The sequence below is a fragment of the Peribacillus sp. NPDC101480 genome (assembly GCF_050277335.1).
Lineage (GTDB): Bacteria > Bacillota > Bacilli > Bacillales > DSM-1321 > Peribacillus.
Genome location: NZ_JBNNSB010000005.1, coordinates 158,882 through 184,607, shown reverse-complemented (window position 1 = coordinate 184,607; position 25,726 = coordinate 158,882). Strand labels below are relative to the sequence as shown.

General features: G+C 38.9%; 21 protein-coding genes. 15 read left to right on the top strand and 6 right to left on the bottom strand.

The window, feature by feature from the left end; genetic code table 11:
* The first annotated feature begins 95 nt into the window (after positions 1 to 95).
* The 3 genes from ACQKMF_RS18000 to ACQKMF_RS17990 all read left to right on the top strand — a co-directional run bounded on the left by ACQKMF_RS18000 (position 96) and on the right by ACQKMF_RS17990 (position 1,549).
* Positions 96 to 416 (top strand): type II toxin-antitoxin system HicB family antitoxin, encoded by a 321-nt coding sequence (locus ACQKMF_RS18000; RefSeq protein WP_101225412.1) that lies wholly within the window; start codon positions 96 to 98, stop codon positions 414 to 416.
* A 477-nt stretch (positions 417 to 893) separates the two neighbouring features.
* Positions 894 to 1,316 (top strand): nucleoside 2-deoxyribosyltransferase, encoded by a 423-nt coding sequence (locus tag ACQKMF_RS17995; RefSeq protein ID WP_157831145.1) that lies wholly within the window; start codon positions 894 to 896, stop codon positions 1,314 to 1,316.
* A 110-nt stretch (positions 1,317 to 1,426) separates the two neighbouring features.
* Complete coding sequence (locus ACQKMF_RS17990) at positions 1,427 to 1,549, top strand: hypothetical protein (protein ID WP_272492815.1); 123 nt, start codon at positions 1,427 to 1,429, stop codon at positions 1,547 to 1,549.
* Between the two features lie 400 nt (positions 1,550 to 1,949).
* Here the strand turns inward: ACQKMF_RS17990 and ACQKMF_RS17985 are convergent, their stop codons facing one another.
* The gene (locus ACQKMF_RS17985; RefSeq protein ID WP_101225410.1) at positions 1,950 to 2,693 is read right to left on the bottom strand and encodes a L,D-transpeptidase family protein; all 744 of its coding nucleotides are present in this window, start codon (positions 2,691 to 2,693) and stop codon (positions 1,950 to 1,952) included.
* A 220-nt stretch (positions 2,694 to 2,913) separates the two neighbouring features.
* Between ACQKMF_RS17985 and ACQKMF_RS17980 the strand changes: the two genes are divergently transcribed.
* A complete protein-coding gene (locus tag ACQKMF_RS17980; RefSeq protein WP_427574319.1) occupies positions 2,914 to 3,369 on the top strand; it encodes a YueI family protein in 456 nt (151 codons plus the stop codon).
* Between the two features lie 240 nt (positions 3,370 to 3,609).
* Here the strand turns inward: ACQKMF_RS17980 and ACQKMF_RS17975 are convergent, their stop codons facing one another.
* Together ACQKMF_RS17975 and ACQKMF_RS17970 are read right to left on the bottom strand one after the other, a co-directional pair.
* Positions 3,610 to 4,677 (bottom strand): AI-2E family transporter, encoded by a 1,068-nt coding sequence (locus tag ACQKMF_RS17975; RefSeq protein ID WP_402937176.1) that lies wholly within the window; start codon positions 4,675 to 4,677, stop codon positions 3,610 to 3,612.
* Positions 4,678 to 5,180: 503 nt separating this feature from the next.
* Positions 5,181 to 6,449 (bottom strand): L-lactate MFS transporter, encoded by a 1,269-nt coding sequence (locus tag ACQKMF_RS17970; RefSeq protein WP_402937174.1) that lies wholly within the window; start codon positions 6,447 to 6,449, stop codon positions 5,181 to 5,183.
* Positions 6,450 to 7,093: 644 nt separating this feature from the next.
* Here ACQKMF_RS17970 and ACQKMF_RS17965 point away from each other — a divergent pair.
* Entirely contained in the window at positions 7,094 to 8,182 is a 1,089-nt protein-coding gene (locus tag ACQKMF_RS17965; protein ID WP_101225407.1) for a branched-chain amino acid aminotransferase, read from the top strand.
* Positions 8,183 to 8,528: 346 nt separating this feature from the next.
* Here ACQKMF_RS17965 and ACQKMF_RS17960 read toward each other — a convergent pair whose 3' ends face one another.
* On the bottom strand, positions 8,529 to 9,215 hold the full coding sequence (locus ACQKMF_RS17960) for a response regulator transcription factor (RefSeq protein WP_101225406.1): 687 nt from the start codon (positions 9,213 to 9,215) through the stop codon (positions 8,529 to 8,531).
* Positions 9,216 to 9,352: 137 nt separating this feature from the next.
* On the opposite strand from ACQKMF_RS17960, the gene ACQKMF_RS17955 reads away from it, so the two are divergent.
* Positions 9,353 to 10,240: a R2-like ligand-binding oxidase gene (locus ACQKMF_RS17955; RefSeq protein WP_101225405.1), complete on the top strand. Its 888-nt coding sequence runs from the start codon at positions 9,353 to 9,355 to the stop codon at positions 10,238 to 10,240.
* A 125-nt stretch (positions 10,241 to 10,365) separates the two neighbouring features.
* Entirely contained in the window at positions 10,366 to 11,577 is a 1,212-nt protein-coding gene (locus ACQKMF_RS17950; RefSeq protein WP_427574315.1) for an iron-containing alcohol dehydrogenase, read from the top strand.
* A 122-nt stretch (positions 11,578 to 11,699) separates the two neighbouring features.
* On the opposite strand, the gene ACQKMF_RS17945 is transcribed toward ACQKMF_RS17950, so the two are convergent.
* Positions 11,700 to 11,954, bottom strand: a complete 255-nt coding sequence (locus ACQKMF_RS17945; protein WP_101225403.1) for an alpha/beta-type small acid-soluble spore protein — start codon at positions 11,952 to 11,954, stop codon at positions 11,700 to 11,702.
* A gap of 212 nt (positions 11,955 to 12,166) precedes the next feature.
* Between ACQKMF_RS17945 and ACQKMF_RS17940 the strand changes: the two genes are divergently transcribed.
* The 8 genes from ACQKMF_RS17940 (at position 12,167) to ACQKMF_RS17905 (ending at position 23,806) form a co-directional block, all read left to right on the top strand.
* Entirely contained in the window at positions 12,167 to 12,901 is a 735-nt protein-coding gene (locus ACQKMF_RS17940; RefSeq protein WP_402937168.1) for a YqcI/YcgG family protein, read from the top strand.
* A 162-nt stretch (positions 12,902 to 13,063) separates the two neighbouring features.
* Positions 13,064 to 13,738 (top strand): FMN-dependent NADH-azoreductase, encoded by a 675-nt coding sequence (locus ACQKMF_RS17935; protein WP_427574313.1) that lies wholly within the window; start codon positions 13,064 to 13,066, stop codon positions 13,736 to 13,738.
* Between the two features lie 117 nt (positions 13,739 to 13,855).
* Complete coding sequence (gene pepF, locus ACQKMF_RS17930; RefSeq protein WP_427574311.1) at positions 13,856 to 15,652, top strand: oligoendopeptidase F; 1,797 nt, start codon at positions 13,856 to 13,858, stop codon at positions 15,650 to 15,652.
* Positions 15,653 to 15,882: 230 nt separating this feature from the next.
* Positions 15,883 to 18,129, top strand: coding sequence for an AAA domain-containing protein (locus ACQKMF_RS17925; protein WP_427574309.1), 2,247 nt, complete (start codon positions 15,883 to 15,885; stop codon positions 18,127 to 18,129).
* Between the two features lie 288 nt (positions 18,130 to 18,417).
* On the top strand, positions 18,418 to 19,416 hold the full coding sequence (locus tag ACQKMF_RS17920) for an LLM class flavin-dependent oxidoreductase (protein WP_402937161.1): 999 nt from the start codon (positions 18,418 to 18,420) through the stop codon (positions 19,414 to 19,416).
* A 93-nt stretch (positions 19,417 to 19,509) separates the two neighbouring features.
* A complete protein-coding gene (locus ACQKMF_RS17915) occupies positions 19,510 to 20,532 on the top strand; it encodes an LLM class flavin-dependent oxidoreductase (RefSeq protein ID WP_230175897.1) in 1,023 nt (340 codons plus the stop codon).
* Between the two features lie 92 nt (positions 20,533 to 20,624).
* Entirely contained in the window at positions 20,625 to 22,373 is a 1,749-nt protein-coding gene (pabB, locus tag ACQKMF_RS17910; protein ID WP_427574307.1) for an aminodeoxychorismate synthase component I, read from the top strand.
* Between the two features lie 101 nt (positions 22,374 to 22,474).
* Entirely contained in the window at positions 22,475 to 23,806 is a 1,332-nt protein-coding gene (locus tag ACQKMF_RS17905; protein WP_402940048.1) for a D-serine ammonia-lyase, read from the top strand.
* 404 nt (positions 23,807 to 24,210) lie between these two features.
* On the opposite strand, the gene ACQKMF_RS17900 is transcribed toward ACQKMF_RS17905, so the two are convergent.
* Positions 24,211 to 25,605, bottom strand: coding sequence for a PLP-dependent aminotransferase family protein (locus tag ACQKMF_RS17900; RefSeq protein WP_402937156.1), 1,395 nt, complete (start codon positions 25,603 to 25,605; stop codon positions 24,211 to 24,213).
* Positions 25,606 to 25,726: the final 121 nt, after the last annotated feature.

The following is a 25,726-nucleotide window of genomic DNA, read 5'->3' as shown; positions in this document are numbered from 1 at the left end:
TGACAAACAAAGAAAAGTAAATTAAACCTATATAAAATGGAAATTCATGTTATAATTAATATAAAAACCTAAATTTTGTATGAAGGGATGATATTTTGACCATTCAAATCTTTGAGTACCCAGCCGTATTCTATTATGAAAAACACCCGTTGATTATCGACTCTTTTTCCGTTCAGGTTTGTTTCCCGGATTTTAGGCGAGAAGGAATTATTTCTTCCGTTAGCGGTAGGAATCGGGTAGATGCCTTAGCTTGTGCTCAAGAACTGCTGGAATCCATGGTCGAACATTTTATTCACGATAAAAAAAGAATCCCGGATGCAAGTGAAATGGAAAAGGTAAATCTGGATAGGGGAATCAATATTTGTGAGGCTGCACCCTTTAGGATTGAAATAGAAAATATCACATATGCAAAATAAAAAACCTTGCCGGTTAAAGGACAAGGTTTTTATTTTGCATATCTTGAGATTCAATGAAAATTTTGTAACCCGGATTGTCAGGCACTTAATACGTACATAGAATATTATTTTTTGTATAAGGTGAACTCGACAGTGACCATTGTATAAAATACTCCTGATTGGCTTCACTTTCATTGATTGGAGCGGGTGTGCGAGACCCCTGCGGGAAAAGCGAGAGCCTGGTGGAGAGGAAATTAACGTTTAAATTGCACAAACCCCTAAAAAAACAGTAGGCAAACTCGATTTTCATAGGGGATGTCTTCAGTCTGTAACCATCATGACCTGTAGAGGAATGATGGTTTTTTGTTTCGCTTGAAACTTCGATTTAATTATTTTTTAATTTTTGGGAAAGGATATTGCGTTCTTTATAACGAATATGTATAGTATAGGTAACGTAGGTAAAAAGTATCAATAGTTATATATTTTGGAGGTGTATGTGTGAAATATTATATAGCATCAGACGAAAAAAATTTGAAGCAAGTCAAATCATTGATCAAGAAATTGACTTCAAAAGGGTTTACATGTGTGAATGACTTGAATTTAATTACGAATGATGAGAAAAACCAAATAACGGACGGCATTGGAGAATATGAGAAAAAGGGGATTGAGGAAGCCGATTTCATGCTGATCTTCCTAACCGCAGGAAAAGGTAATCTATATGAGCTTGGCTATGCTTTATCTTTAAATAAGAAAATAATTGTGTATTCGCCTGAGAAAGACAATTATCATATTAATAAAAAATCAATATTTCATAATCTGCCCGAGGTAACAATCTGCAGCGGGACCTTTTATAAGCTGGTTAAATTGATACATACGCTTTCTCCGGAAGGATCTGAACAAGATTCACTGCATCTTAAATAAATGTCAAATGTAAAATTTTAAAGATACCCTCTAATAAAATTTCTTTTGAACGAATTGTTTAAAGTATTAAAAATGAGGGTAAAGACCATTAAAAAAGGGAGAGGACTGTTTTGGCCATTATTGATATCGACCAATTATTGTTAGCCACTGAAGCGATAGCAGAAGAGTCAGTTCCATTCCATCTTGATACATTTGACATCGATCAACTTTTAGATAAAACGGATAATTGGTAAGGAAAAGCATGCCCATAGAGGATATGCTTTTTTTCTGACTAAAAATAACCTGAGTACCGGTATGAAAAAAATACAAGTAATCAGGCAAGTGAGGATATTTTAAAGAATTGGATAAAGTTAAAACCGGCGTCCTTTTACGAATCCTAATATCACAAACATCGAGATGGTGCCAATAACAAAAATTGCTTTAATGGAATTTACGAGAATTTCATCGTACATTTGTATTACCTCCTTTTATGTAATGACAGTGCGATTATGATTAGCTGTTGATGTATAAATTATAACATAAAGTCAATAACCGGTGGTGGGAAATTAAAGACGATATGGGTAATAATGTATAGGTTGGAAAGTTAAAACACAAAAAAAGATATCCTCTAAAAGTGGATATCGGCAATGAAAATTATTTAAGTCCAAGCGCTTTTTTCGTTTTTGGTCCGACGATCCCATCAGAAGTAAGCTTTTTAGAGCTTTGGAATTTTTTCACAGCTGTTTCGGTGTTTTTTCCAAATGACCCATCCACTCCTTTAGTGCTGAATCCAAGTTTAGTTAATCTTTTTTGCAGTTCAATTACTTGGGGGCCACTGCTTCCTTTTTTTAGGGTGGAGTTGGTATTTACAGGTAGGCTCACAGATCCGCTCACTTTATATCCATTCGTGGCAGCTATGGTGGCAAATGATCTATTCGAACTGGCAATCAAGACTACAGTGTTCATTCTCACCCTATCGTACAGCCACTGAACTTCATTGTTATACATCCGAATACAACCGGCACTTATATATTTCCCAATGGTTGTAGAATCATTATTGCCATGTATTGCGTACGTATTTCCTGGTGTGTTCCTTGCATTGATCCCCAGCCATCTTTTACCTAGAGGGTTTTTTGGGTCTCCGCCTCTAATGTTGCCTTTATAATAGGGACGATTCACAATCTTTGTCACTACCTTGAACTTTCCTTCAGGAGTGTAGGAGGCTTTCTTTCCTGTCGCCACAATGAATACCCTCACCAACTTATCATTTTCGTAATAGGCAAGCTGATTATTGGCTTTATTGATGATAATCAGTTGCCTTGCTGCAGCACCTGAAGTATTACTGAACCCAACAAAAGTAAAGGCGAATATCAATATAAATACAATTAATTTCCTCATGTTTTTCCCCGTCCCTCATTTAAGCAACCTACTTTTACACATATACTATCCTATGCATGAAGTGGGGCTAAAGTGACAATTTTTTAAAGTGGGGGTAAACTAACAATGGGTATTTTAAACCCAGAGTACTTTCTGATTGTTTGCATACCTAAAGAATGATGGGCACTATTTTTGGCCATATTACATACATTATTGAAGTGAAAGCGGAGGTGGAAAAGAATTGTCACGCCTAAATGTGGAGGACTATCTAGAACAAGGAATCCATGGTCCAAAAGAAATAAAGCCTAGTGAACGAAGGGAATTTCTGGGCACATTACGGGAACGCGTCGTCATCGTACTAAAAAAAAGCCAAGTCTTTGAAACGAATGTATATCCGGAGATAGAGCAGATGATGAAGCAGTATCCCCGTTCAAATTTGTTTTTAAATGGTCAGATGGACTATCAATATTTAGGGAAATATATTAAATTGGCAATGAGTCATAATATTCCTTATAAAATTGTCCTAAACAAAGATCACAACTCAGATTTGGGTCTGGTATTGGCAGAAAATAATGCCATAAACAAAGAGGAAATTCATATCGAGAAGAAATTTCATGCCCAGCAAGTTATCAAAAAGAAAAGCTTCAAATCGTTTTTCAAGCGCTTTGTTAAAAAATTATTAAACAAACGTTGGTAGAATTATCAACGTTTTTAGTTTGTCTATAAAAAGAGGCACGAAAGAGATTTAAAATCAAGAATAGGTTATCCTTCTTGTTTTTTACTGTTATATGTGGATGAACTGGAACGTTTTGAAAAACAATTAACTGCAGGCAAACTCGCTTATCCTAAAGTTTGTCTACAGTTTGAAAAGTTGATGAATGATTTTTGTTTTATTTTTCAAGCGTCTTTAATTAAATGTTTAGACAACCATTCCTGATTATGCAACCCTTTTCCGTAAGCTATAAAACTTCCTGAAATTCCCTATGATTGTTTTTACTACGGAATACGTGGGGATAGCGATTAAAATGCCAATGAAACCGTATATTGATCCTGCAGCAAGCAGCAATAAGATAATGGTAAGTGGGTGAATGTTAAGACGTTTTCCCATAACATTCGGTGTAACCAAGTGCCCTTCGACCTGTTGAACAACGGTAAGGACAATGAGTACTTTCACTGCCAGCCCAATGTCTTGCTGTAAGGCAATGAAGAGGGCAGGGATGATGCTTATTAATGGACCAAGGAATGGTACAACGGTAAAAATCATGGCGAATAGGGCTAGTACAAGTGCATAATCGAGACCGATAATAAGGTAGCCAATATACATCAAAGTTCCAATGACGATTGATATGATGAATTGACCGATAATATAAGTTGAAAGGGTTTTATCGACGTCTTTTAAAATCGTGTTTCCCTCTGATTCTACATCGGTCGGAATATATTTTAATAGAAATGGTCTTAATTTATCTCCATCCTTCAAGAAATAGAATAAAATGAATGGTGTAATGACCAATACTGTTAAAACACTAGTGATCGTGGAAAAAATGGTATTGACATTCACTATGAGTTTTTCGGAGTAATCTTTCAAATGTGTGACCGCTTTTTCTTTCAATTCTTCCATATTGACCATGCCAAAATCATTTTTTTCAATCATGACTTCAGATTCTTTAGATAATGCCTTGACTTTGCTGGGGAGGTTTTCAGATAATTTTTGAAATTGGTCAACGATTACAGGACTGCCAAAGTAACCTACCATCCCAATCATACTAAATATAATTAAAAAAACGGTAAAGATGCTAGCTGACCTCGGGATAAATTCAGTTAAAAAGTTAACGACCGGACGTAATATATAGTATAAAAGCCCAGCCACAATAATAGGGAAAAACATCGCAGCAATTATTTTTTGTAGCGGCTGCAGAATATAATCAATCTTACCTAGTAAAAAAATAATTAAAATGATCAAAATGATCGCGCATGCATATTTGAAAAACGGTTTATTGATCCACAAGACAATCCCCCCTAATTCCATCTCTTACTTGATTCCCTGATTTAGCTTAATGTTAAACTAAATAACTTGTTCTAATTGTTTGGTGTAAAATGATCATTCAACTTTTTTCGATATAGCTGACCAGAAGGAGATGGGAATACAGTCTGTTAATATAGCGGCAAGCAAACAAAAACAGACTTTCACTGAAATATGAAAGTCAACTTTTAAAAAATATTTGGTCACTTTGACTTTTACCTGTCCTCACCTTCATAAGTCGATATGCCCAATGAATGCATTTCCCTAGACTACTGCGGTTAAGTTTAAGCAATGCGCCAAAACTGCACCAGCAAGAAATCCTGCTGGGATGATAAATCGTAAAAAGTTCCAAAAAGACATCGATCCGGAAGATATCCGAAATTTTTTTAAGGGCAGCCGCCGGTTAGGCCAAAACAAAAAAGGCATCATCAAAGGTGAATTCCGGTTATGGAACTTTACTTGATAATGCCTTTTTACAAGGTTTTAAATTAGGATATTTTACTGAATGGGTTCGTTACCCCTTGTTTCTGTTCTGTTTGCATTTTTTTAATGTCCAGACGCAACCAGATGGAGATGGCAAATGCTATCGCAATTAATGCTGCGAAAACATAGAATACGGGGATGTAACTGTTCGTACTTTCCCTGATTGCGGTAACTAACATAGGTCCGCAAACCCCGCCTAGAGACCATGTAGTTAAAAGGTAACCGTGGATGGCCCCAATTTCCTTAGTTCCAAATAAATCCCCGGCAAATGCAGGGAGATTTGAAAATCCTCCTCCGTAACAACTAACGACCAGCAAGATGAGTCCTTGGAACAATAGTGTATTTGTAGTGGTAGGAAGTAAAAGGAACGCTCCGATTTGAATGATGAAGAAAATGACGAAAACATTTGGACGTCCAATATAATCCGATGCTGCTGCCCAGCCAAGTCTTCCTCCGCCATTAAAGATTCCCATAATTCCGACTAATGTTGCTGCACCTGCTACGGACAGACCAACAACGTCTTGAGCCATAGGTGAAGCTACCGAAATCATCATGATCCCTGCACTTGTATTTATCAGTTTCATGGACCATAACATCCAGAAGTGTTTAGTTTTAACCGCTTCTTTTGCAGTTAATTGCCTTAGGTCTTTCTTCAGTTCTTTCTTACCGGACTCAATATCTTTCTTCATTCCTTCAGGTAGCCAGTTGGCCTTTGGCGGTGCAATATAGGATGCTCCTAGGAACATCAATATGAAATAGCCTGCGCCTAAAATATAATATGTAGTATAAATGCCAACGGATTCCATAAGGCTTGCAGCTACTGGGGCTGTAATGAGTGCTCCGGCACCGAAACCTAATACTGCCATTCCTGTTGCCAATCCCCTGCGATCTGGGAACCATTTGACTAAAGTGGATACTGGTGAAATGTACCCAATCCCCATACCAAGTCCACTTAAAACCCCATATGTCATTAGGTAAAGCGGCAGTGAATCGACCATTACTGCTAAACCGGAACCAGCTTGACCTAAACCGAATAATACGGCAGCGACCATAGCTGACTTCCTTGGACCATTTTTTTCTACGAATTTGCCAAAGAAGGCAGCAGAAGTTCCTGCAAGCGCCATCATTATTGTGAATGCTAAAGTTACTTCAGTTTCTGACCACCCCATAGTCTCGACTAATGGTTTTTTGTAAACGCTATATGCGTATGCACCACCAATGGAAAGGTGAATGGCGATAGCGGATAAAGCGATTAACCATCTGTTTTTTGTCATGTTGTTACCCCTTTTCGTTAAAAAATAAGAAAGTTGCATGCGTTTTATCTATAATATATCGTTTTGCATGCGTTTTATCTATCTTGTGGGATAAGTATATAAGAATATTATTTAGTAGTAAACTACTAAATTGAATTTCATGTAAAATTTTCCTCTGTGCTTAGAGTTGGGAAAAAACACTTTATGGATTCGGATTAAAAATGTTATATATTCTAAGGATTTTAATATACATATAAGGTTTGCAGTTATTAGCTTAGGTGTTTTATTCACGAATCTGCCAAAAGTCTTTTCATTTATCGATTTTCCTGGTTACAAAAAGGGAAACGATTGAATTTACTCTTAAGGTGTGATGAACCAGAATTATTCTCATTGGCTTTATAGTGATTATTTTGATAAAATTAATCTAATATTCAAGACATCTTAGCGTACCACTCGGAATTGATATTTTTAGGGGTTTCAGGAATAATTGATTCTTTTTTCAGGAATCATAGTCTGGAAATCAAAGAAAAACCCATTTATTTTAAAAAATTCCGAAAATTTCGTCTTAAAGGCTTGAACTATGATTCCTTATAGGAGTAAACTAATTAAAGATAGATTTTATGGAAGTGAAATCTTGTAAATTTAATCAACAAGGGGTTTTGGTAATGAAGGAACATGACATGCAAATCACGCTTAGTACAACAAAGAAAGAAAAACCACAAGCGGACCAGCTTGAGTTCGGTAAGCAGTTTACCGATCATATGTTTATTATGGATTACACACAAGGGCAAGGGTGGCATGATCCAAGAATTGTTCCTTATCAACCGCTCTCATTGGAGCCGTCAGCTATGATTTTTCACTATGGTCAATCCGTTTTTGAAGGATTGAAGGCATATGCAACACCTGAGGATGAAATTATCTTATTCCGTCCGGAAAAGAATTTCCAACGCTTAAATAGTTCGAATAGCCGATTATGCATACCGGATGTCGACGTTGATTTCGCGTTGAAGGCCTTAAAGACTTTAATTAGCGTTGATAAGGATTGGGTTCCCCAGGTAGAAGGGACATCTTTATATATCAGGCCATTCATTATAGCTACTGAGCCTTATCTTGGAGTATCTCCATCGAATAAGTATCAGTTCATCATCATCATGTCACCAGTAGGTTCGTATTATAAAGAAGGCATCCATCCAGTTAAAATTGCAGTGGAGTCAGCTTTTACACGTGCAGTTAATGGAGGTACAGGTGAAGCCAAAACGGGCGGTAATTATGCATCGAGCCTAAAAGCCCAGGAAGTATCCGAAAAGATGGGTTATGCCCAAGTTCTTTGGTTAGACGGAGTGGAGAAAAAGTATATCGAAGAAGTTGGAAGCATGAATGTTTTCTTCAAAATTAATGGTGAAATCATCACCCCTGCTTTAAATGGAAGCATCCTTCCGGGTATTACTCGTGATTCCATTATAGAATTGCTGAAACATTGGGGTCTTCCCGTGTCGGAAAGACGCATTTCGATGGAGGAAGTCCATGAAGCCCATAAATTAGGTCACTTGGAAGAGGCCTTTGGAACGGGAACAGCCGCGGTCATATCGCCAATTGGTGAATTTTTGTGGAATGGTGAGGAAATGATTGTTCAAAGCGGGGAAACTGGCGAACTTTCCAGAAAGCTTTATGATACACTGACAGGTGTCCAAACAGGTAAAGTCGCAGACGAGTTGAATTGGACTACGAAAGTAGAAGAAAAAGTGACTCAATGAGACTTAAACAAAAGGGGTTCGGAATTTAAAAATTCCGAACCCCTTTTGAAATTCCCTTTGAATTTTGGCCTGAAATTAAGTATTGAGGCTCAACGAGACCTCCGTGTTTTCGCTGAATAGAATCATGTTTTAGAAAGCATCCTCATCACCTCAAATGAAGACTTTAGGCAAAAGGGTTCTATTTAAAAGTTAAAACAAAGTTGATTGGAACGGAGGGTACGAGACGCCAGCGGGAAAAGTGAGTGCCTGGAGAGGAAATCAACGTTCAAATTGTACAAACCGTAAAAAATTCGATTTTATAGAGTTTGTTTACAGTCTGAAACCTTCTTTGAAGGTTTTTTTTGTTTCACATAATCATTTTGTGCCTTATGGCAACAGCGACGGCCTCGGTCCGGTGATTCACTCCCAATTTCCTGATAGCAGAAGAAATATGATCTCTGACTGTGAATTCACTAACGCTCATCTTTGGTGCCATTTGCTTTAATCCCAATCCATTGGCTAAATATTGAAGGACCTCCACTTCACGTTTGCTTAGAAGGTAAGTGGGAGGGGCGGAATCCAATGTCGAACCTACGGCCAATTTTAAATAATGGGAAAGCTTCATTAAATCATTCTTGGTAACAGGCTCGTTAGCGTGAATGGGATCAACCAACACTAAACCGATGGCCATGTCATTCACAATTACCGGAATGATAGCCAATGAAGAGATGGAAAACCTTTTAACGTATTTTGCAGGGATGGAGGATTTCGCATGTTGGATGGTTAAGTATATGGGTTTGTTATGGATGACTGCTTGGTGGATGGGATATATATCATGAATATTTTCTTTAACATTATGTAATGAAAAGGTATCTTCACTCGTACATGCACATATTCCTTCACCCATTCCTGTTAAACATGAGTAACTGAATAAAGAAGCGCGTTGAAATGAAAAAAAATCCACACAGCCCTTTAAGATCATTTGTGCTTTATTTGCCATATCTTTTTGATGGGAAATCTTTTTTACATGATTCATCATAGTTTCCTCAAGCATTCGACTTTATTCCTCCCTACATTTTCAGTGCTAGGATAAATGCTACTAATATCTTACAATATAATGAAAACTCTTACAAATTTAATAAATCCTTGGATACAAAAGTTTAAAGTTCTTAATTTTAAGGAGGCATTACCATGAAAAGAAAGAATTTAACGACCACCAGCCGGAGTTTTAGAGAAGATACCCTGCCATTTAAACTCTATCAAAAGGCCAAAAGATTCGGTATATGGAATCCTCGTGACATTGATTTCAGCCAGGATAAAGAAGATTGGAAGTCATTTACTGATATTGAAAGGCAAGTGTTATTACGGATCATTTCACTTTTTCAGGGCGGGGAAGAAGCAGTGACTTTGGATTTGCTGCCTCTCATTATGACGATAGCCAAAGAAGGCAGGATTGAAGAAGAAATGTACTTAACGACATTTCTGTTCGAGGAAGCGAAGCATATGGAGTTCTTTCGTTATACATTAGATCAGGTTGGTGAAACGGGTGATTTGACAGTTTATCATTCAGACACTTATAAATCGATATTTTACGAAATATTGCCTGAAGCGATGGAGAAACTTTTATCCGACCAATCCCCTGAAGCATTGGCAGAAGCAGCCACTGTTTATAATATGTTTACCGAGGGAGTTCTTGCAGAAACTGGATATTTCGGTTTTTATCAGACGCTTGAAGCTAATAAAATGATGCCTGGTTTATTAAAAGGCGTGGGTCTTTTGAAGAAGGATGAATCGCGCCATATTGCTTATGGGACCTTCCTGCTGCAACGAATCATCAGTGAACATCCACATATCTTTAAACAGGTTGAAAAGAGAATGGAGCAACTTTCTCCTCTGGCCATCGCGTTAAATACGGAGGGGTATGATCGGTTAGGAAATCCATTTGGCAATGACCAACAAGCTATATTGAATTTTACCATGAAACAATTAACGGTGCGGATGGAGATTTTAGCCAGGGCAAAAGGGAAGGGGATTGAAGAAATCTATCAAAGTAACGAAAAGGAATATGGGGTTTTGTAAAGCCGGTAAAAGATAAAAGCTTACTATTTAGTATGTTTGTTAATGAATGGCCATCAGGAACTTTGAGACAGGGTATAAACAATCCTTATCTAAGAATATAGACTAATATATCTGAGGTGATCTGTATGAACGTAAACGCTCAATCGAATTTTTGGCTAAGGACTTCGGTTTACAGTGGCACTAACACTCGTTCACTCATTCCAAACCTTTTCAATGGTCTCGGGGCCAAAAGGATTCTACTCGTAAGTGATGCGGGCTTGGAAAATGCAGGTGTCGTTAATAAAGTTGCCGAAACTTTTGATCAGGAGAATTTAGGTGCCAGAGCTGAAATAGTTGGACAGTTTCTGGGTGTTACACAAGACGCAGCGAGTGAATGTGTAAATGAAGCATTAAAATATGCACGCGAAGTGAATGCCGATGCCATACTTGCCATCGGTGGAGGGAGTGTCATTGATACCGCAAAGGCATTGAAATTCGGATTATACAAAGGAATTACGGATATTAAAGATGCAATTCCAAGCGGCTATCTGTATGAGGGTTTTCCAAAAGCCCAATCCATGAATATCCCGCATATTTCCGTAGCCACAACAGCAGGAACCGGTTCTGAAGTATCTCCGATAGCAGTCATATATAATGAACATAAAAAAGTAAAAATGAATATATACAATGTTTTTTTAAGTTCGGATGTTGCCATTCTAGATCCTGAGTTAACAGTCGGACTGCCGAGTGATATTACGGCGTTTACTGGTGCAGATGCATTGACACATGCAATGGAAGCGATCGTTTCACCTGCGGCTACATCAATAACCGATGCTTATGCATTTCAGGCCATCCGAGTTATTGATAGAAATTTACAGGGGGCCGTAAAGGACGGAACTAATATTGAGGCCAGAATGGAAATGCTTCATGGAAGCATGATGGGAATCACTGCATTTTGTAGTGCATTGAATGCGATCCCGGTTCATAACTTTGCCCACGCATATGGGGCGTTATTCCGTATTCCTCATGGATTGGCCAATGCTGTGTTATTACCGGTCGTAATGGAATCAACCCCGGATTTATATCTTCCAAAGGCCCATTTGATAGCCGAAGCCTTTAGTGTGAAAATCCATGATGAAGATTCAAAAAGAACCTTAGTGAAAGTGGTGGAAAAGCTCCGTGTTTTCCTATCCGATCTTGGGCTGCCCTCTGACTTCAGCGCCTATGAAATTAACCAATCCGATATGGAAAGAATTCTTAAAGCAGTAAGGACGGATCCAGCTGCCACTAATTACCCGATGTCGGAGGAATTAATAATGTCAGTAGTTTCAAGAGTTTCACCCGTGAGAATTAGTTGATTTTAAAAAAGCCAGCCCGTTAAGGTTGGCTTTTTTATGGTTTAATGCCATCCAACGTGTTAAGTCCAGTTTCTATATATGAGCTTTTAAAGGGGAGCACTACCAAACGGGATCGAATCTTGTTAATGTTTTTTCCCTAAGTTTTCCTGTGCCATCTTGACAAGTTCCTTGACCATGCCTCCGCCTAATTTTCCGCCTATTTTTCCATTCTGCTTGGATGTCAGTTCACCGTTATAGTCTTTTTTCAGTGGTACGCCAATTTCCTTTGCCACTTCAAACTTTGCTTCTTCGGGATTCTTTGTACCAGCAACTTTTGCTTTTAAATCATCGAGTCCTTTTCTCGCTTCAGATACTAGAATTTTCCTTCTCCTTGCCATTAAGCACCACTCCTATTTTTTTCTTAGGTTATCCAATTGTAGAGAAAATGATTAACATGCAGATCGAATGTTTTTTAATTGAATTCCGATGAACTGGAGGAAGTCATAATCCCTTTAATAAAGAAGTAATTATATAGGGTGCACTGGTCCGTAGAAGTTTTAGTTTATTTAAAGCGGGTAACATATAATAAAACGATTTAAGGAGAAAAATGATGCTGACTGCTAATTCAAGTTTGTTAACAAAAGAAGATATGACAAATCCCGATCGAGTGCCGCAATGGCTAATTAAGGAATATCAAACATTCCATAATACAGTGACCGATAAAACCTTTCCTTGTTATTTTGGTATGAAAGCTGAAAATAAAGGGGAACTTCGCTATGCTTATATCACACAGAAAGATTGGTCCAATCTCCCAAAAGCAGTGGAAAGTTTTCTTGATTTATTTCAGGAACCCCCATATATCAGGCACGGTCTTTTCGTCTTTATGGAGCCTGAATCAATAGAGGGTGATATAGAATTTTACCGTAAAAGGTTTTGGGATATCCTGCAATACTTACATAAAGCGGATGAAAAGCCTTGGCCAATTGATAAGCCGAAAGATCCCGAGCATTATTTATGGGACTATCATTTTGCAGGGGAACCAATCTTTGTCTTTGGTAATGCACCTGCTTATAAACAGCGTAAAACGCGTGATTTAGGAAATAGCCTTGTACTTGGATTCCAACCCCGGATGATCTTTGAGGGCTTGGAGGGAACGGAAAAAGGCGGAATAATGTCACGTGAAAAGGTTCGTGAACGAGTGGAGAAATGGGATAACCTTCCTAAACATCCGGATATCAGTCACTTTGGAGATGTAAATCATAATGAATGGAAACAATTTTTCATAGGGGATGATATAGAACCGATAAAAGGTAAGTGCCCCTTCCATCATAAAGAGTTAACTTAACCGAGGGCAAATTGCTCTCGGTTTTTTTCGCGTCCTGCTTATAAAGCCTCGGGAAAAAAAATAAAGGCGCGCAAAATAAAAAACATATTTCTTGCCTTATAAGATTTTCAGATTTATAATGTGAAAGTAGCAATTGCAGTTAATTCGAGATATATGGATTAAATGCTATTTTTAAAAAAACATACAATAATAACAATTGGGGGAACAAAAATGTCTAAAGTATTATTTGTTAAATCAAATGACCGTCCAGCGGATCAAGCAATCAGTGTCAAAATGTATGAAACGTTTTTGAACACATATAAGGAAGCAAATAGTAACGATGAAATAACTGAATTGGATTTATTTAAACTGAACTTACCTTACTACGGAAATACAGCGATCACTGCCCTATATAAACGCAACCAAGGCATGGAATTGACTGAAGAAGAAGTGGAGATTGCCGATATCGTGCAACAATACTTGAATCAATTCCTTGCTGCCGACAAAGTGGTATTTGCCTTCCCGCTATGGAACGCAACGGTTCCGGCACCATTGGTAACTTATATCTCTTATCTTGCTCAAGCTGGAACAACATTCAAATATACAGCTGAAGGCCCAGTCGGTTTAGCTGGTGGTAAAAAAGTGGCTTTACTTAATGCACGCGGATCAGATTATGCATTGCCTGGAATGGATGCTGCCGAAATGGCAGAGAAATACGTAACGATGAATTTAAACTTATGGGGCATAACAAACCCAGAAACAGTTGTAATCGAGGGACATAATCAATATCCAGATCGCTCACAGGATATCGTTGAAGAAGGATTGGCGAAAGTTGCTGAAACTGCAGCAAAATTCTAATTGTAAACAGAAAAACCAGTATGTATTTTTAGCATACTGGTTTTTCTATGCAGATTTTTCTGAAAGTCGATTATAATAAAGGGTAAGCTATAAAGGATGAAAGGAAGTGTAGATAATATGCAAACGTTTAAATCACGTGACGAAATAAAAATAGAAGAAACATGGAACTTAGAGGATATTTACGATGATCAAACTATCTGGGAAAAGGATTATCAAGAAGTCCTGAAGATGGCAGAAAAATTAAAAACTTATGATGGTCGGATTCAGTCAGCTCAAGATTTGTTCGATTATTTACGATTAAGTGAAGAACTTGGGTACATTTATAACAAGCTATATGTATTTGCCATGCTGCAAGCTGATTTAGATACTCGGGTAACCTCATCACAAGCATTATTGGATCGGGCTGGTAAGTTAGGGCAGAAAATCAGTAATGCTTCTGCATTTTTCATGCCGTTTCTTTTGAGCCTGGAAGAACACACATTAAAAGGGTACATAAATGAAATCGAGGGTTTGAAATATTTTGAGGAGGATTTACTTGATTCCTTCCGCTATAAAGCCCATGTGTTAACGAAAGAACAAGAAGAGGTGCTTTCCCAAATAGGCGAAGCCTTTTCAGCACCTCAAAAAACGTTCGGGATGATAAACAATGCTGATATAAAATTTGGGGAGGTTACGAATGAAGACGGCGAGAGGGTAGAGCTGACAAGGGGAATGTATTCCAAATTGATTGAAGACGATGATCGCGATAAAAGAAAAGAGGCTTATTTCGCCTATTATCAGCCATATGTACAATTGAAGAATACAATCGCTTCCACACTTTCCACTGCAATCAAGAATAATGTGAATCTTTCAAAACTAAGAAATTATCCATCAGCCTTGGAAAAATCTCTATTTGGAGATCAAGTTCCAAAAGAGGTTTATGATAATTTGATTATGTCTACTAAACAAAATATCGGGCCCATGCATAAATATATTCATTTAAGAAAAAAATTGCTTGGTGTAGAGGAATTGCGTGCCTATGATTTAAGTGTGCCATTAGTCGAAGGCGCTAAAGAGGAGATTTCTTACGATGATGGTTTTTCTTTGATGGTTGAAGCACTGAAACCTCTTGGCGAAGAATATATCACAATCCTGAAAACCTTTAAGGAAAAAAGATATATCGACGTAAGGGAAACACCTGGAAAACGGTCAGGTGCTTACAATTTAGGACTTTATGGTGTTCATCCTTTCATTTTATTAAATCACCGTGATGATTTAGACAGTGTGTTTACACTTGCACATGAATCTGGACATGGAATGCATTCATTCTATAGTTCAAAATATCAACCGCAAATAAGTGCTGGGTATTCCATTTTTGTCGCTGAAGTTGCTTCCACTGTGAATGAAATCCTTTTGATTCGCCATTTGATTAAGACTACAAAAGACGTGCAGAAGAAAAAACACTTACTTAACCATTTCATAGATAGTTTTAAAGGAACATTCTTCACACAGGTGATGTTTGCGGAGTTCGAAAAGGTCGTACATGAAAAAGCTGAAAATGATGAACCTCTAAATGCCGAGGTTTTTAATACAGCCTATGAATCAATATTTCGTGCTTATAATGGAGATGAAATAATTTTCGATGAAGAAGTGAAGTATGGCTGGTCACGTATCCCACACTTTTATCGTCCATTTTATGTCTACAAATATGCTACTGGTTACGTTTCAGCCATCACCATCGCTGATAAAATCCTCTCAGGGGACGAAAAAACACTTGAAAGTTATTTGACCTTCTTGAAAAGCGGGAGTTCCGATTTCCCATTGGAGCTGCTTAAGAAAACAGGCGTAGATTTAACTAAACCTGATCCAATCGAAAACGCAATGAAGATTTTCAGCGATCTTGTCGACCAATTCACTGAGTTGACAGAAGGCTAATCTAAACCATTTCTTCCAAAAGAGCCCATGGTATGATTTTATAAAAAATGCTATAGTTAAAACATTGGCGTAGGAGAGGCCCAATCTATTGATTGGGCCTTATTTTATATGCTTAAGAAACAGGTATCGCGCAAAAAGTCTTGGTAACAGCGTTATTTCCTACTTCGGAGCCTAGCCAATGGGCCAGTTTCTTTGTACTTCAATGGCATATTTTGTGAGGAAAGTGAAAAATGAATTCGACAGTTAATTATATAAAAGAATGGCAGCAGGCGCTTCAACTTGAAATCCTGCATTTGAAAAAATATGGCAGCACAAAATACCTGATTTCGAACGGCCATCTGCTTACAGGTGGCGATTCTTTCAACTATTATTTCGAAACAGGTTCATCGATAAAAACCCCTGTCGGTTCCCTCGTTCGACTGGAATGGGGAGGGATTAAGCAAGAGGGGAGAATCCTCTCATCGGAAGGAAAAAGTATAATCATTGTTTTTGATCGCTCGCTAGGCGATATGATCGATGAAGCCTTTTTATACCACGATCCTTGGGAATTGCTTGAGCAATTGATCATCCGCCTGGATGAAATCAAGAGAAGCAAAAGGAAAAGGCTTCGGATCAAGCGCCTGATGGATCCGTCCATGCCGCAAAAACATCCTTTAATTGAAAAACAAAGCAGCGTAAAAGAATTATATGCCCGCTCGAAATTCAACCCTGTCACTTTTGTTTGGGGACCCCCTGGAACAGGAAAAACCTATACATTGGCTCGTACAGTAGCCAATCATTATTTACAGGATAAAAAAGTTCTGGTTTTGTCCCATAGCAACCAGGCTGTCGATGTTTTGATGGCTGAAATTTCGTCATTCATTAAAAAGAAAGATCGTTTCAAAGAAGGCGATGTGCTTCGCTATGGATCTCAAATCGGTGAATCACTAGCCATCCATGATGATATTGTTACAGGGCAATTATTAGGTAAACATGAACCGACATTAGTTAAAGAAAAAGAAGAGCTTGGCGAAGAGAAACGTCTGTTAAAGCATGACTTGGCAGGGTCCTTCAGTAAAAGGGATACAGATCAATTAATTGAGATAGAGAAAAAGCTGGCCAAAGTCTTGGAGAAAATCCGCCAAAAAGAGGTTCAATTCGTAAAAGAAGCAAAAGTCATCGGAACGACCTTGGCTAAAGCCGCAAATGATGAAACGGTTTATCAAAAGGAGTATGATCTGGTCATTTTGGACGAAGCGAGTATGGCATACGTACCTCAGGTGGCTTTTGCTGCAGCGTTAGCCAAGCATATTATCGTTTGTGGTGATTTCAAACAATTGCCACCTATTGCTTCGGCTCGTGATTCCCTAGTGAAACTTTGGCTGAAGGAAGACATTTTTCATCGCGCTGGTGTGGCCCAGTCTGTTGAAGAAGGAGAACTTCATCCCCATTTATTCCTATTAAAGGAACAGCGCCGCATGCATCCGGATATTTCAGCATTCACTAATCGTGTCGTCTATAACAATTTTGTTGGCGATCATAAAAGTGTTGCGACCAGCAGGGAGGGAATAATGCTGGCGGAACCATTTGCCAATAAGGCAGCGGCACTGCTTGATACTAGCTTAGCAGGGGAATATTGCATCACTGAACGGACATCCCACTCGAAAATGAATATATGGCAATTGCTTTTATCTTTTCAACTGATTCATGAAGCTTATGAGGGCGGGGCAAGGTCAATCGGTTATGTCGCCCCATATCGTGCCCAGGCAGATTTGATGGAAAAACTATTGGATGACTTATATGTCAAAGAACGGCAAACGGCGGATATCATCGCTGCAACTGTACACCGTTTCCAGGGAAGTGAACGGGAGATGATGATTTTTGACACAGTTGATAGTTATCCGCAAAACAGGGCTGGAATGTTATTGACAGGGAGAGAAAGTGAAAGGCTCATTAACGTGGCCATAACAAGGACTAAGGGTAAGTTCATACATGTATGTGACACTTCATTTGTTAACAAACACGTTTATCGCAGCAAAACACTTCGTCAGCTTGTCGATCATCAAATTCAAAATGATCAGATTGTATCAAAGAAAGACATTGGAAAATGGATTAAACATCAGCATCCGAAATTACAATGGATGCATGCCCGTAAATTGGGGGACTTTCAGGAAGATATTGAATCAACAAAACTAGAGATGGTTTTTGCTGTTCCGGATTTGAACAGTTTGTCAGAAGAATGGCAGCAATATTTAATGAAACGAAACCCTACAGTGAAATTGACGATCATTTCAGCAAAAAGAAACCCTGATATCCACTCTGATCAATTTATTTGTTCACCTGTTTCCTTTTCGTTTATCATCTTGGATAAACGAGTTGTCTGGCTAGGGCTGCCCGTAGAGTCCAATAATCGGGTCCAGCCTCCATATATAGCGGCTCGTTTGGATTCAAAAATCATGGCAAATGAATTACTATCTCAATTCAAAAAAAGTGAATAGCTCGGGAAAGGCCCTTAATAAGGGCTTTTCTTCATTTACATATATATACTTAAAAATACCTCGATAGAATAAAGTGATAAGTCCTTGATCTACCTGCCGCCAATAATATATTAAAGCAAACACCTCGTTAGAATATATTGATAGCTCCATACTCCCCAATTTGAAATCAACTCCTTATATTTTTTGCTAAAGGCTGCAAACTAAAATAACAAAGCAAGCATTTCAGGGGACTTTCGAATAGTTATGATTTACCATTAAGCTACGAAAGACAAGAAAGTAGGTTACAAAATGAAACTTAGCATTTTGGATCAATCACCAATTGCATCAGGACAATCAGCACAAGAAGCCTTGCAAGCTTCACTGCAACTCGCACAAGAAGGAGATAGACTTGGTTATAGCAGAATCTGGTTAACTGAACATCATGATCTCCCGGGATTGGCATGTTCCGTTCCAGAGGTTTTGATAAGCTATATTGGTGCACAAACAAAAAATATCCGGATTGGTTCAGGGGCAGTGCTGCTTCCACATTATAAGCCATACCGTATAGCAGAGACTTATAATATGCTAGCTACTCTTTTTCCTGGCCGGATTGATATGGGAATCGGGCGTGCTCCTGGTGGATCTGCCGAAGCAACGATGGCATTATCCGATAATTTTCTGCAGAATGTTTACAAAATGCCTGAACTAGTTCAAGAACTGTTGAATTTTCTAAAAGATGAATTTCCGAATGAACATCCATTTTCAAATGTCTCTGCTGCTCCTATCCCAAAGGTGCCGCCTGAACCATGGATTTTGGGAACAAGCGGGAAAAGTGCAAAACTTGCGGCTGAGAATGGAACTGCATACGCATTTGGTGAGTTCATGAGTGAAAATGATGGAGTTCAAAGCTTTCATCAGTACCGTGAACACTTTCAAACAAAAGGGTTTGTTAAAGAACCTAAAACTATTGTTACAGTTTCGGCCATTTGCGCAGAAACGGAGGAACATGCGAAAGAAATCGCCCTTAGCAACATACTATGGAAAATTCAAAGTGGACATGGTGAAAGAAAGCAGGTTCCAAGCATAGAAGAGGTAAGGAACCATGATTGGACTGAAAAAGAAAAAGCATTGATGAAAACCATGCATGAAAAACTGATTTTTGGTACCCCTTCACAAGTAAGGTATCGTCTTTTGGAGATTCAGGAGAAATACCAAGCAGATGAAATCATGCTGATAACCATCACTCATAAGTTGGAGGATAGGCTTAATTCGTTTCGTTTGATTGCCAAGGAAATTCTTAACAGTTAACTCCTTCGAGCATTTTGTGTGCATTTTGTGTGCATTTTCTATATGATGGCTTTGCGTCCAATTTATCATAATTGAAAGAAAGAAGATGAAGATATGAATGCTGATCAACATGCAAAAAAACTTAGCGACATTTCTTTTTCCGTTCTGGACCTAGCTTCTATTGTTGAAGGTGGTACAGTTTCGGGAGCTTTTAAAAATACAGTAGAATTAGCCAAGCATGTGGAGCAATGGAATTATAATCGTTTCTGGGTTGCAGAACACCATAGCATGCCAGGAATCGCAAGCTCTGCAACGTCAGTGCTTATAGGCTATGTGGCAGGAAAGACGGAAAGAATTCGTGTCGGTTCTGGAGGCATTATGCTGCCGAATCATGCACCGCTCGTTATCGCAGAACAATTTGGTACATTGGAAGCAATGTATCCTGGTAGAATAGATTTAGGACTGGGCCGTGCACCGGGAAGCGACCAATATACAGCCATGGCACTCAGGGGTGATGTACGTAATAACGGTCAGGATTTTCCTGAACAATTGGCGCAGCTCCGTAGTTATTTAGATGCGGATTCCAAACATAACCGTGTTCGCGCCATCCCTGGCGAAGGACAGGATATTCCGATTTGGCTGCTTGGTTCAAGCGGCTTCAGTGCAGCATTATCAGCACAGCTGGGATTGCCATTTTCATTTGCAAGCCATTTTTCCCCTGAAAATACTCAACCGGCTTTAGCCCGTTACCGCAATAATTTCCAGCCATCCGACGTTCTTGATAAACCTTATGTCATGGTTGGTGTCAATGTATTTGCAGCTGATACTACAGAAGAAGCGCAAAGGATTGCTACTTCTTATCAACAGCAGTTCTTGAATTTAATACGTAACACGCCCGGTCAACTTGCTCCTCCAGTTGATACAATGGAAGGCCTTTGGACAGAATATGAAAAGGCCATTGTCATGAAGCAGCTGAACGCTTCCATCATAGGAAATCCAAAAGAGGTAAAAGAGCAGTTGCAGGCATTTTTAAATGAAACACAGGCGGACGAAATGATTATAAACTCTGCCATTTATGATCAGGATGCACGCCTTCGTTCTTATGAAATCATTGCAGAAGTTACTGGAATGAAATAAGTGTCAAAGAATGAGCTTGCAGATTCCGTGTCTGCAAGCTTTTTTATAAAATACATACCGATTTACTTCATAAACAAAGTCAGGAGAGAAGAATGAAACGAGAAGATCCTTTATCCTTAATATTTCACTTCACAGATAAACAAGGTGACAGCAGGCCTCTATATTTTATGAACCCGAAAAAAGTGTTCACCGCCCATACAATTGAGGATGTCATTCCCCAATTCCAAAAAGTCCAGGAAGCGATAGAACAGGGGCATTATGCAGCGGGATACGTTTCCTATGAAGCGGCACCTGCTTTTGAAAAATCTTTTAAAGTAAAAGATGGAGCCAAAATGCCATTATTATGGTTCGGGATTTTCGATAAACCTGAAGAAGAATTACCTGAAAAAATGACAGGGGCTTTTAATTTAGCTGAATGGCAATCAGAAACGGACTCACATAACTATCATTCCGGGTTTCAAAGGATAAAATCGGAAATCGAGAAAGGCAATACATATCAAGTCAATTACACGATGCGTTTACAATCCAGGTTCGAAGGAGATGACTTCGCTTTTTTTGATCGTTTGAAGAGAGCTCAACGCTCAAACTATAGTGCATATTTGAATGTGGGGACACATCGAATCCTATCGGCTTCACCCGAATTGTTTTTCCGTTGGGAAGATGGTCAGCTGATTACTCGGCCAATGAAGGGAACGGTAAAGCGGGGAACGACACTGAAAATGGATCAGCTTAATGCAGACTGGTTAGCAGCCTCGGAAAAGAATCAAGCTGAAAACTACATGATTGTTGACCTGCTCAGAAATGATTTGGGAATGATTGCAGAACCAGGAAGCGTCAAGGTTCCACAGCTAAAGGCAATTGAAAAATATCCGACTGTTTGGCAAATGACATCCACGATTACGGCCGATACGAATCCAGGAACAACAATCATCGATATATTCAAGGCCCTTTTCCCTTGTGGATCGATAACAGGGGCACCTAAAATTAAAACGATGGAAATCATCGCTGATATCGAGAATTCACCACGTGATGTTTATTGCGGTGCAATCGGGTTCATCACACCTGAATCCGAAGCAATCTTTAATGTGCCGATTCGTACGGTCGTGATCGATAACGAAACTGGGAAAGCCGAGTATGGGGTAGGCGGGGGAATCACTTGGGATTCCGAGCTATCGGAAGAATATGACGAAGCTTTTTTAAAAGCCAAATTATTGACGGTGGAAAGGCCAGCTTACAAACTATTGGAATCAATGAAGCTCAGCGATGGCGAATATTATTTGTTGACTGATCATATCGATCGGATGAAACAATCCGCTGATTACTTCGATTACCGGTTCCCTGAATTGAATCTTAGAGATCAACTCCAAAAGTATGCGGATATGAATCAAGGGACGTTACAAAAGGTGAGGGTATTACTTCATGAAAATGGTGAAATTGAAGTCTCTGGACAAGCAATCAAGCCCCTTGATTCAGAATTTATGGCAATCTTGGCTGAAACTCCAATATCAAGCGCAAATCCATTTCTATTTCATAAGACCACCAATCGTGATGTATATGAAGGATTTCAAATGAATAATCCTGACTTCCATGATGTTTTGCTTTGGAATGAAGAAGGATTCATAACGGAATTCACGAACGGAAATGTAGTGGTGAAGATAAATGGTGACCTCTATACCCCTCCGGTGGAAGCAGGTCTGCTTGCTGGAACATTTCGTCAAGACCTGATCAGGAAGAAGGAGATCAAGGAAAAACCCATTTCAAAAGCTGACCTTAATAACGCTGAGGAAATTTGGTTTATTAATAGTGTGCGTGGGAAATTAAAAGTGAATTTGACTTTCTAAGCTGATTATTCGTAAAAAAGTGAAAATTGTAATCTTTATTGCTGTTTGTTGAGTTATAGTAGATGATGAAAACTACATTTCCGGGAGGGACTGCTGTGGAGATGCATAAAATCGCAGGCTTATCGATCATGGATTGGAAAGCAAAGGATCCTATACTTAATAATGTGATAAAGATGAACGAAGTCTTCTGGACGAATCCAGATTACGGTAACAAGCAAGAAAACCCAATCGTCCAAGCTGAACAAGTTAAATCTGCTGAAGAAAGATTAAATAGATTTGCCGATTATATAATTAAAGCCTTTCCAGAAACCGAACCACTGGAGGGGATCATTGAATCACCACTAGTCGAGATTCCTTCCATGCAAAAAAACTTGGAAAAATCCTATGGAACTAAAATGGCTGGGAATCTTTTGCTAAAATGTGACAGTCATTTACCAATATCAGGTTCCATCAAGGCTCGCGGAGGTATTTATGAGGTCTTAAAACGTGCTGAGGAAATAGCAATGAAGCATGGTGGATTAAAACGGACTGATAATTATGGGGTACTTGCAAGTGATGAATACAAAGAGCTTTTTTCAAAATATTCGATTGCAGTCGGCTCAACCGGCAATTTAGGAATGAGTATTGGAATAATAAGCGCTAAGCTGGGATTCAAAGTAACGGTCCATATGTCGGCAGATGCCAAACAGTGGAAAAAGGATAAATTAACAAGTCTTGGAGTCATTGTAAAGGAATATGATGATGATTATAGTAAAGCTGTAGAAGAAGGCCGTAATGAAGCATTACTTGATCCCGATTGCCATTTTATTGATGATGAAAATTCAATGGATCTACTGCTAGGTTATGCAACAGCTGCAACGCGCCTGAAGAAACAACTGAAAGATATGTCCATACCAGTAGACGAAGATCACCCTTTGTTTGTGTACTTGCCATGCGGAGTCGGCGGCGGGCCCGGTGGTATTACATATGGGCTCAAGCTAGCCTTTGAAGATAATGTACATTGTTTTTTTGCAGAGCCGACACATTCACCAAGCATGACGCTCGGATTGATGACAGGCCTTCATGACAAAATCTCGGTGCAGGACTTTGGCATCGATAATAAGACGGAAGCGGATGGTCTTGCTGTCGGAAGGCCTTCAGCATTGGTTTCCCGTATGATGACGACCATGTTAAGCGGTAGCTATACCATAGAAGATAAAAGGTTATTCGATCTGCTCAGGGGAATGGCAGAGACGGAAGGTCATTATTTAGAGCCATCTGCCCTCGCAGGAGCATTCGGTCCGATACAACTTTTTAAAGCTGCAGAAGGAAAGAAATATCTCATGGACCAAAAACTGGTGGATAAAATGAACCAGTCCACACATATCATCTGGGCGACCGGCGGGAGCATGGTACCAAAGGATATGATGGAACAGTATTTATCTAAAAGTTAAAGATTCACTAGAGTTAATTAATCAGACTGTAGACAAACACGAAGAAAAGCGAGTTTGCCTGCAGTTTTTTTAGCCAAAGCAGTTTATTCGACCTACACCGTGCATTATTCGACCTACACCGTGCATTATTCGATCTACACCGTGCTTTATTCGACCTACACGCAATATATTCGACCTACACTACACATTATTCGACCGTCAACGCATTTTTCGGTCCCCGAGCCTTCCTGCCCAGCCTCCTCGCGGCTAACCAGTCATTCGGCAAGAGTGTGTTCAATCCATTATGGTTTCATTCCAAATAAAAGTCTTGTTTAAAATCATGAAAGGAACCAGAATGAGACCTTTCCGAATCCCATTTTATCGACAAGCTTAAAGAAGCTCACGAAAGTGAGCTTCTTTTTTCTTTATAAACCCCATGAGTTCAATAAAAGGTGAATGGCTTTTTCCAATTCGGATTCAGGAATCCCTGCAAAGCCCAATATAATTTTTGGAGGATGTTCGTCAATTTTCTCGATTGAATATGTTGATAATCCATAAATTTTAATATGGTCTTCGTTTGCCTTTTGAATAAGTGTCTGTTCATCCATGCCGTTCTTAACGATGAGGACTATATGCAATCCTGACCGCTCTCCAATGATTTTTATTTGTTGATGGGGTTTAAATAGATCAATCACTTTTTCCAACTTCCGACGGTACACTTTCCTCATCCGATTTAAATGCTTTTCAAAATCCCCTTCCTTCATGAACTGTGTCAACACATGCTGATCAATCCGTGAAACGGTTGAATGGTAAAAAGATAATTCCTGTTGATGCATTTGTAACAATGGAGCGGGAAGAACCATATAACTGATCCGAATTGATGGCATCAATGATTTTGAAAATGACCCTAAATAAATCACCTTATCACCAGCATCCATACTTTGTAAGGAAGGAATTGTTTTTCCACTATAACGAAATTCACTATCATAATCGTCTTCGATAATATAGCGGTTTGCTGCCCCTTGAGCCCAGTTCAACAATCGCGTCCGTCTGTTAACGGATAGGATTGTCCCATTGGGGAAGTGATGTGAGGGAGTGACATATACAACGTCGATGTTTGAATCTTCAATTTGGTTCACCTTTACGCCTTCTTCATCAATTTGCAGTGGATGGACTTCATTTGGGTAGCTGCGTAAAATCCGATGAATCAAGTGATACCCGGGATCTTCAACACCATAGATGGCATTTTTATCGAATAGCAGGACAAGCTGCTGTAATAAAATTTCCATTCCTGCACCAATGATGATCTGTTCTGGAACACATTGTACACCACGTGCATGATACAAATAATGGGCAATTTCACATCGTAATTCATATTCCCCTTGAGAATCCCCAAGTAATAGAAGATCTTGATGTGATTCATCGATTTTGCTTTTCATGTATTTTCTCCATTTTTCAAATGGGAAATGTTCCGTGTCAATTTGGCTGGGATGAAAATGATATAGTAATTCCCCTTCTTTATGATTGATTTGTTCCACTGATACTTCGTTAGTTTGTGTATACTCTAAATCCTCGAATGTTTGAATATAGTACCCTTTTCTTGGTATGACTTCAACGTATCCTTCAGCAGTCAATTGTTCATATGCAGTCTCCACAGTATTTTGACTTATTTGCAGGAACTCTGCCAATTTCCGTTTGGAAGGCAGTTTTGTGCCGTAAAGAAGACGGCCTTCAATGATTTCTTTTTTAATATATGAATATAATTGTTCGTACAAAGGTACTTCACTTAACCGATTTAAATCGCAAGAAAGCATATTCATTTTGTTGCCACCTTTTTGATAAATTTTTACTGACCCCATTAAATTTATTAAAACTGACACTTTCAATGCGGTCAACTCTTTTTTATACTAAGCCTAACAAATCTAAAAAATGCAAATATTA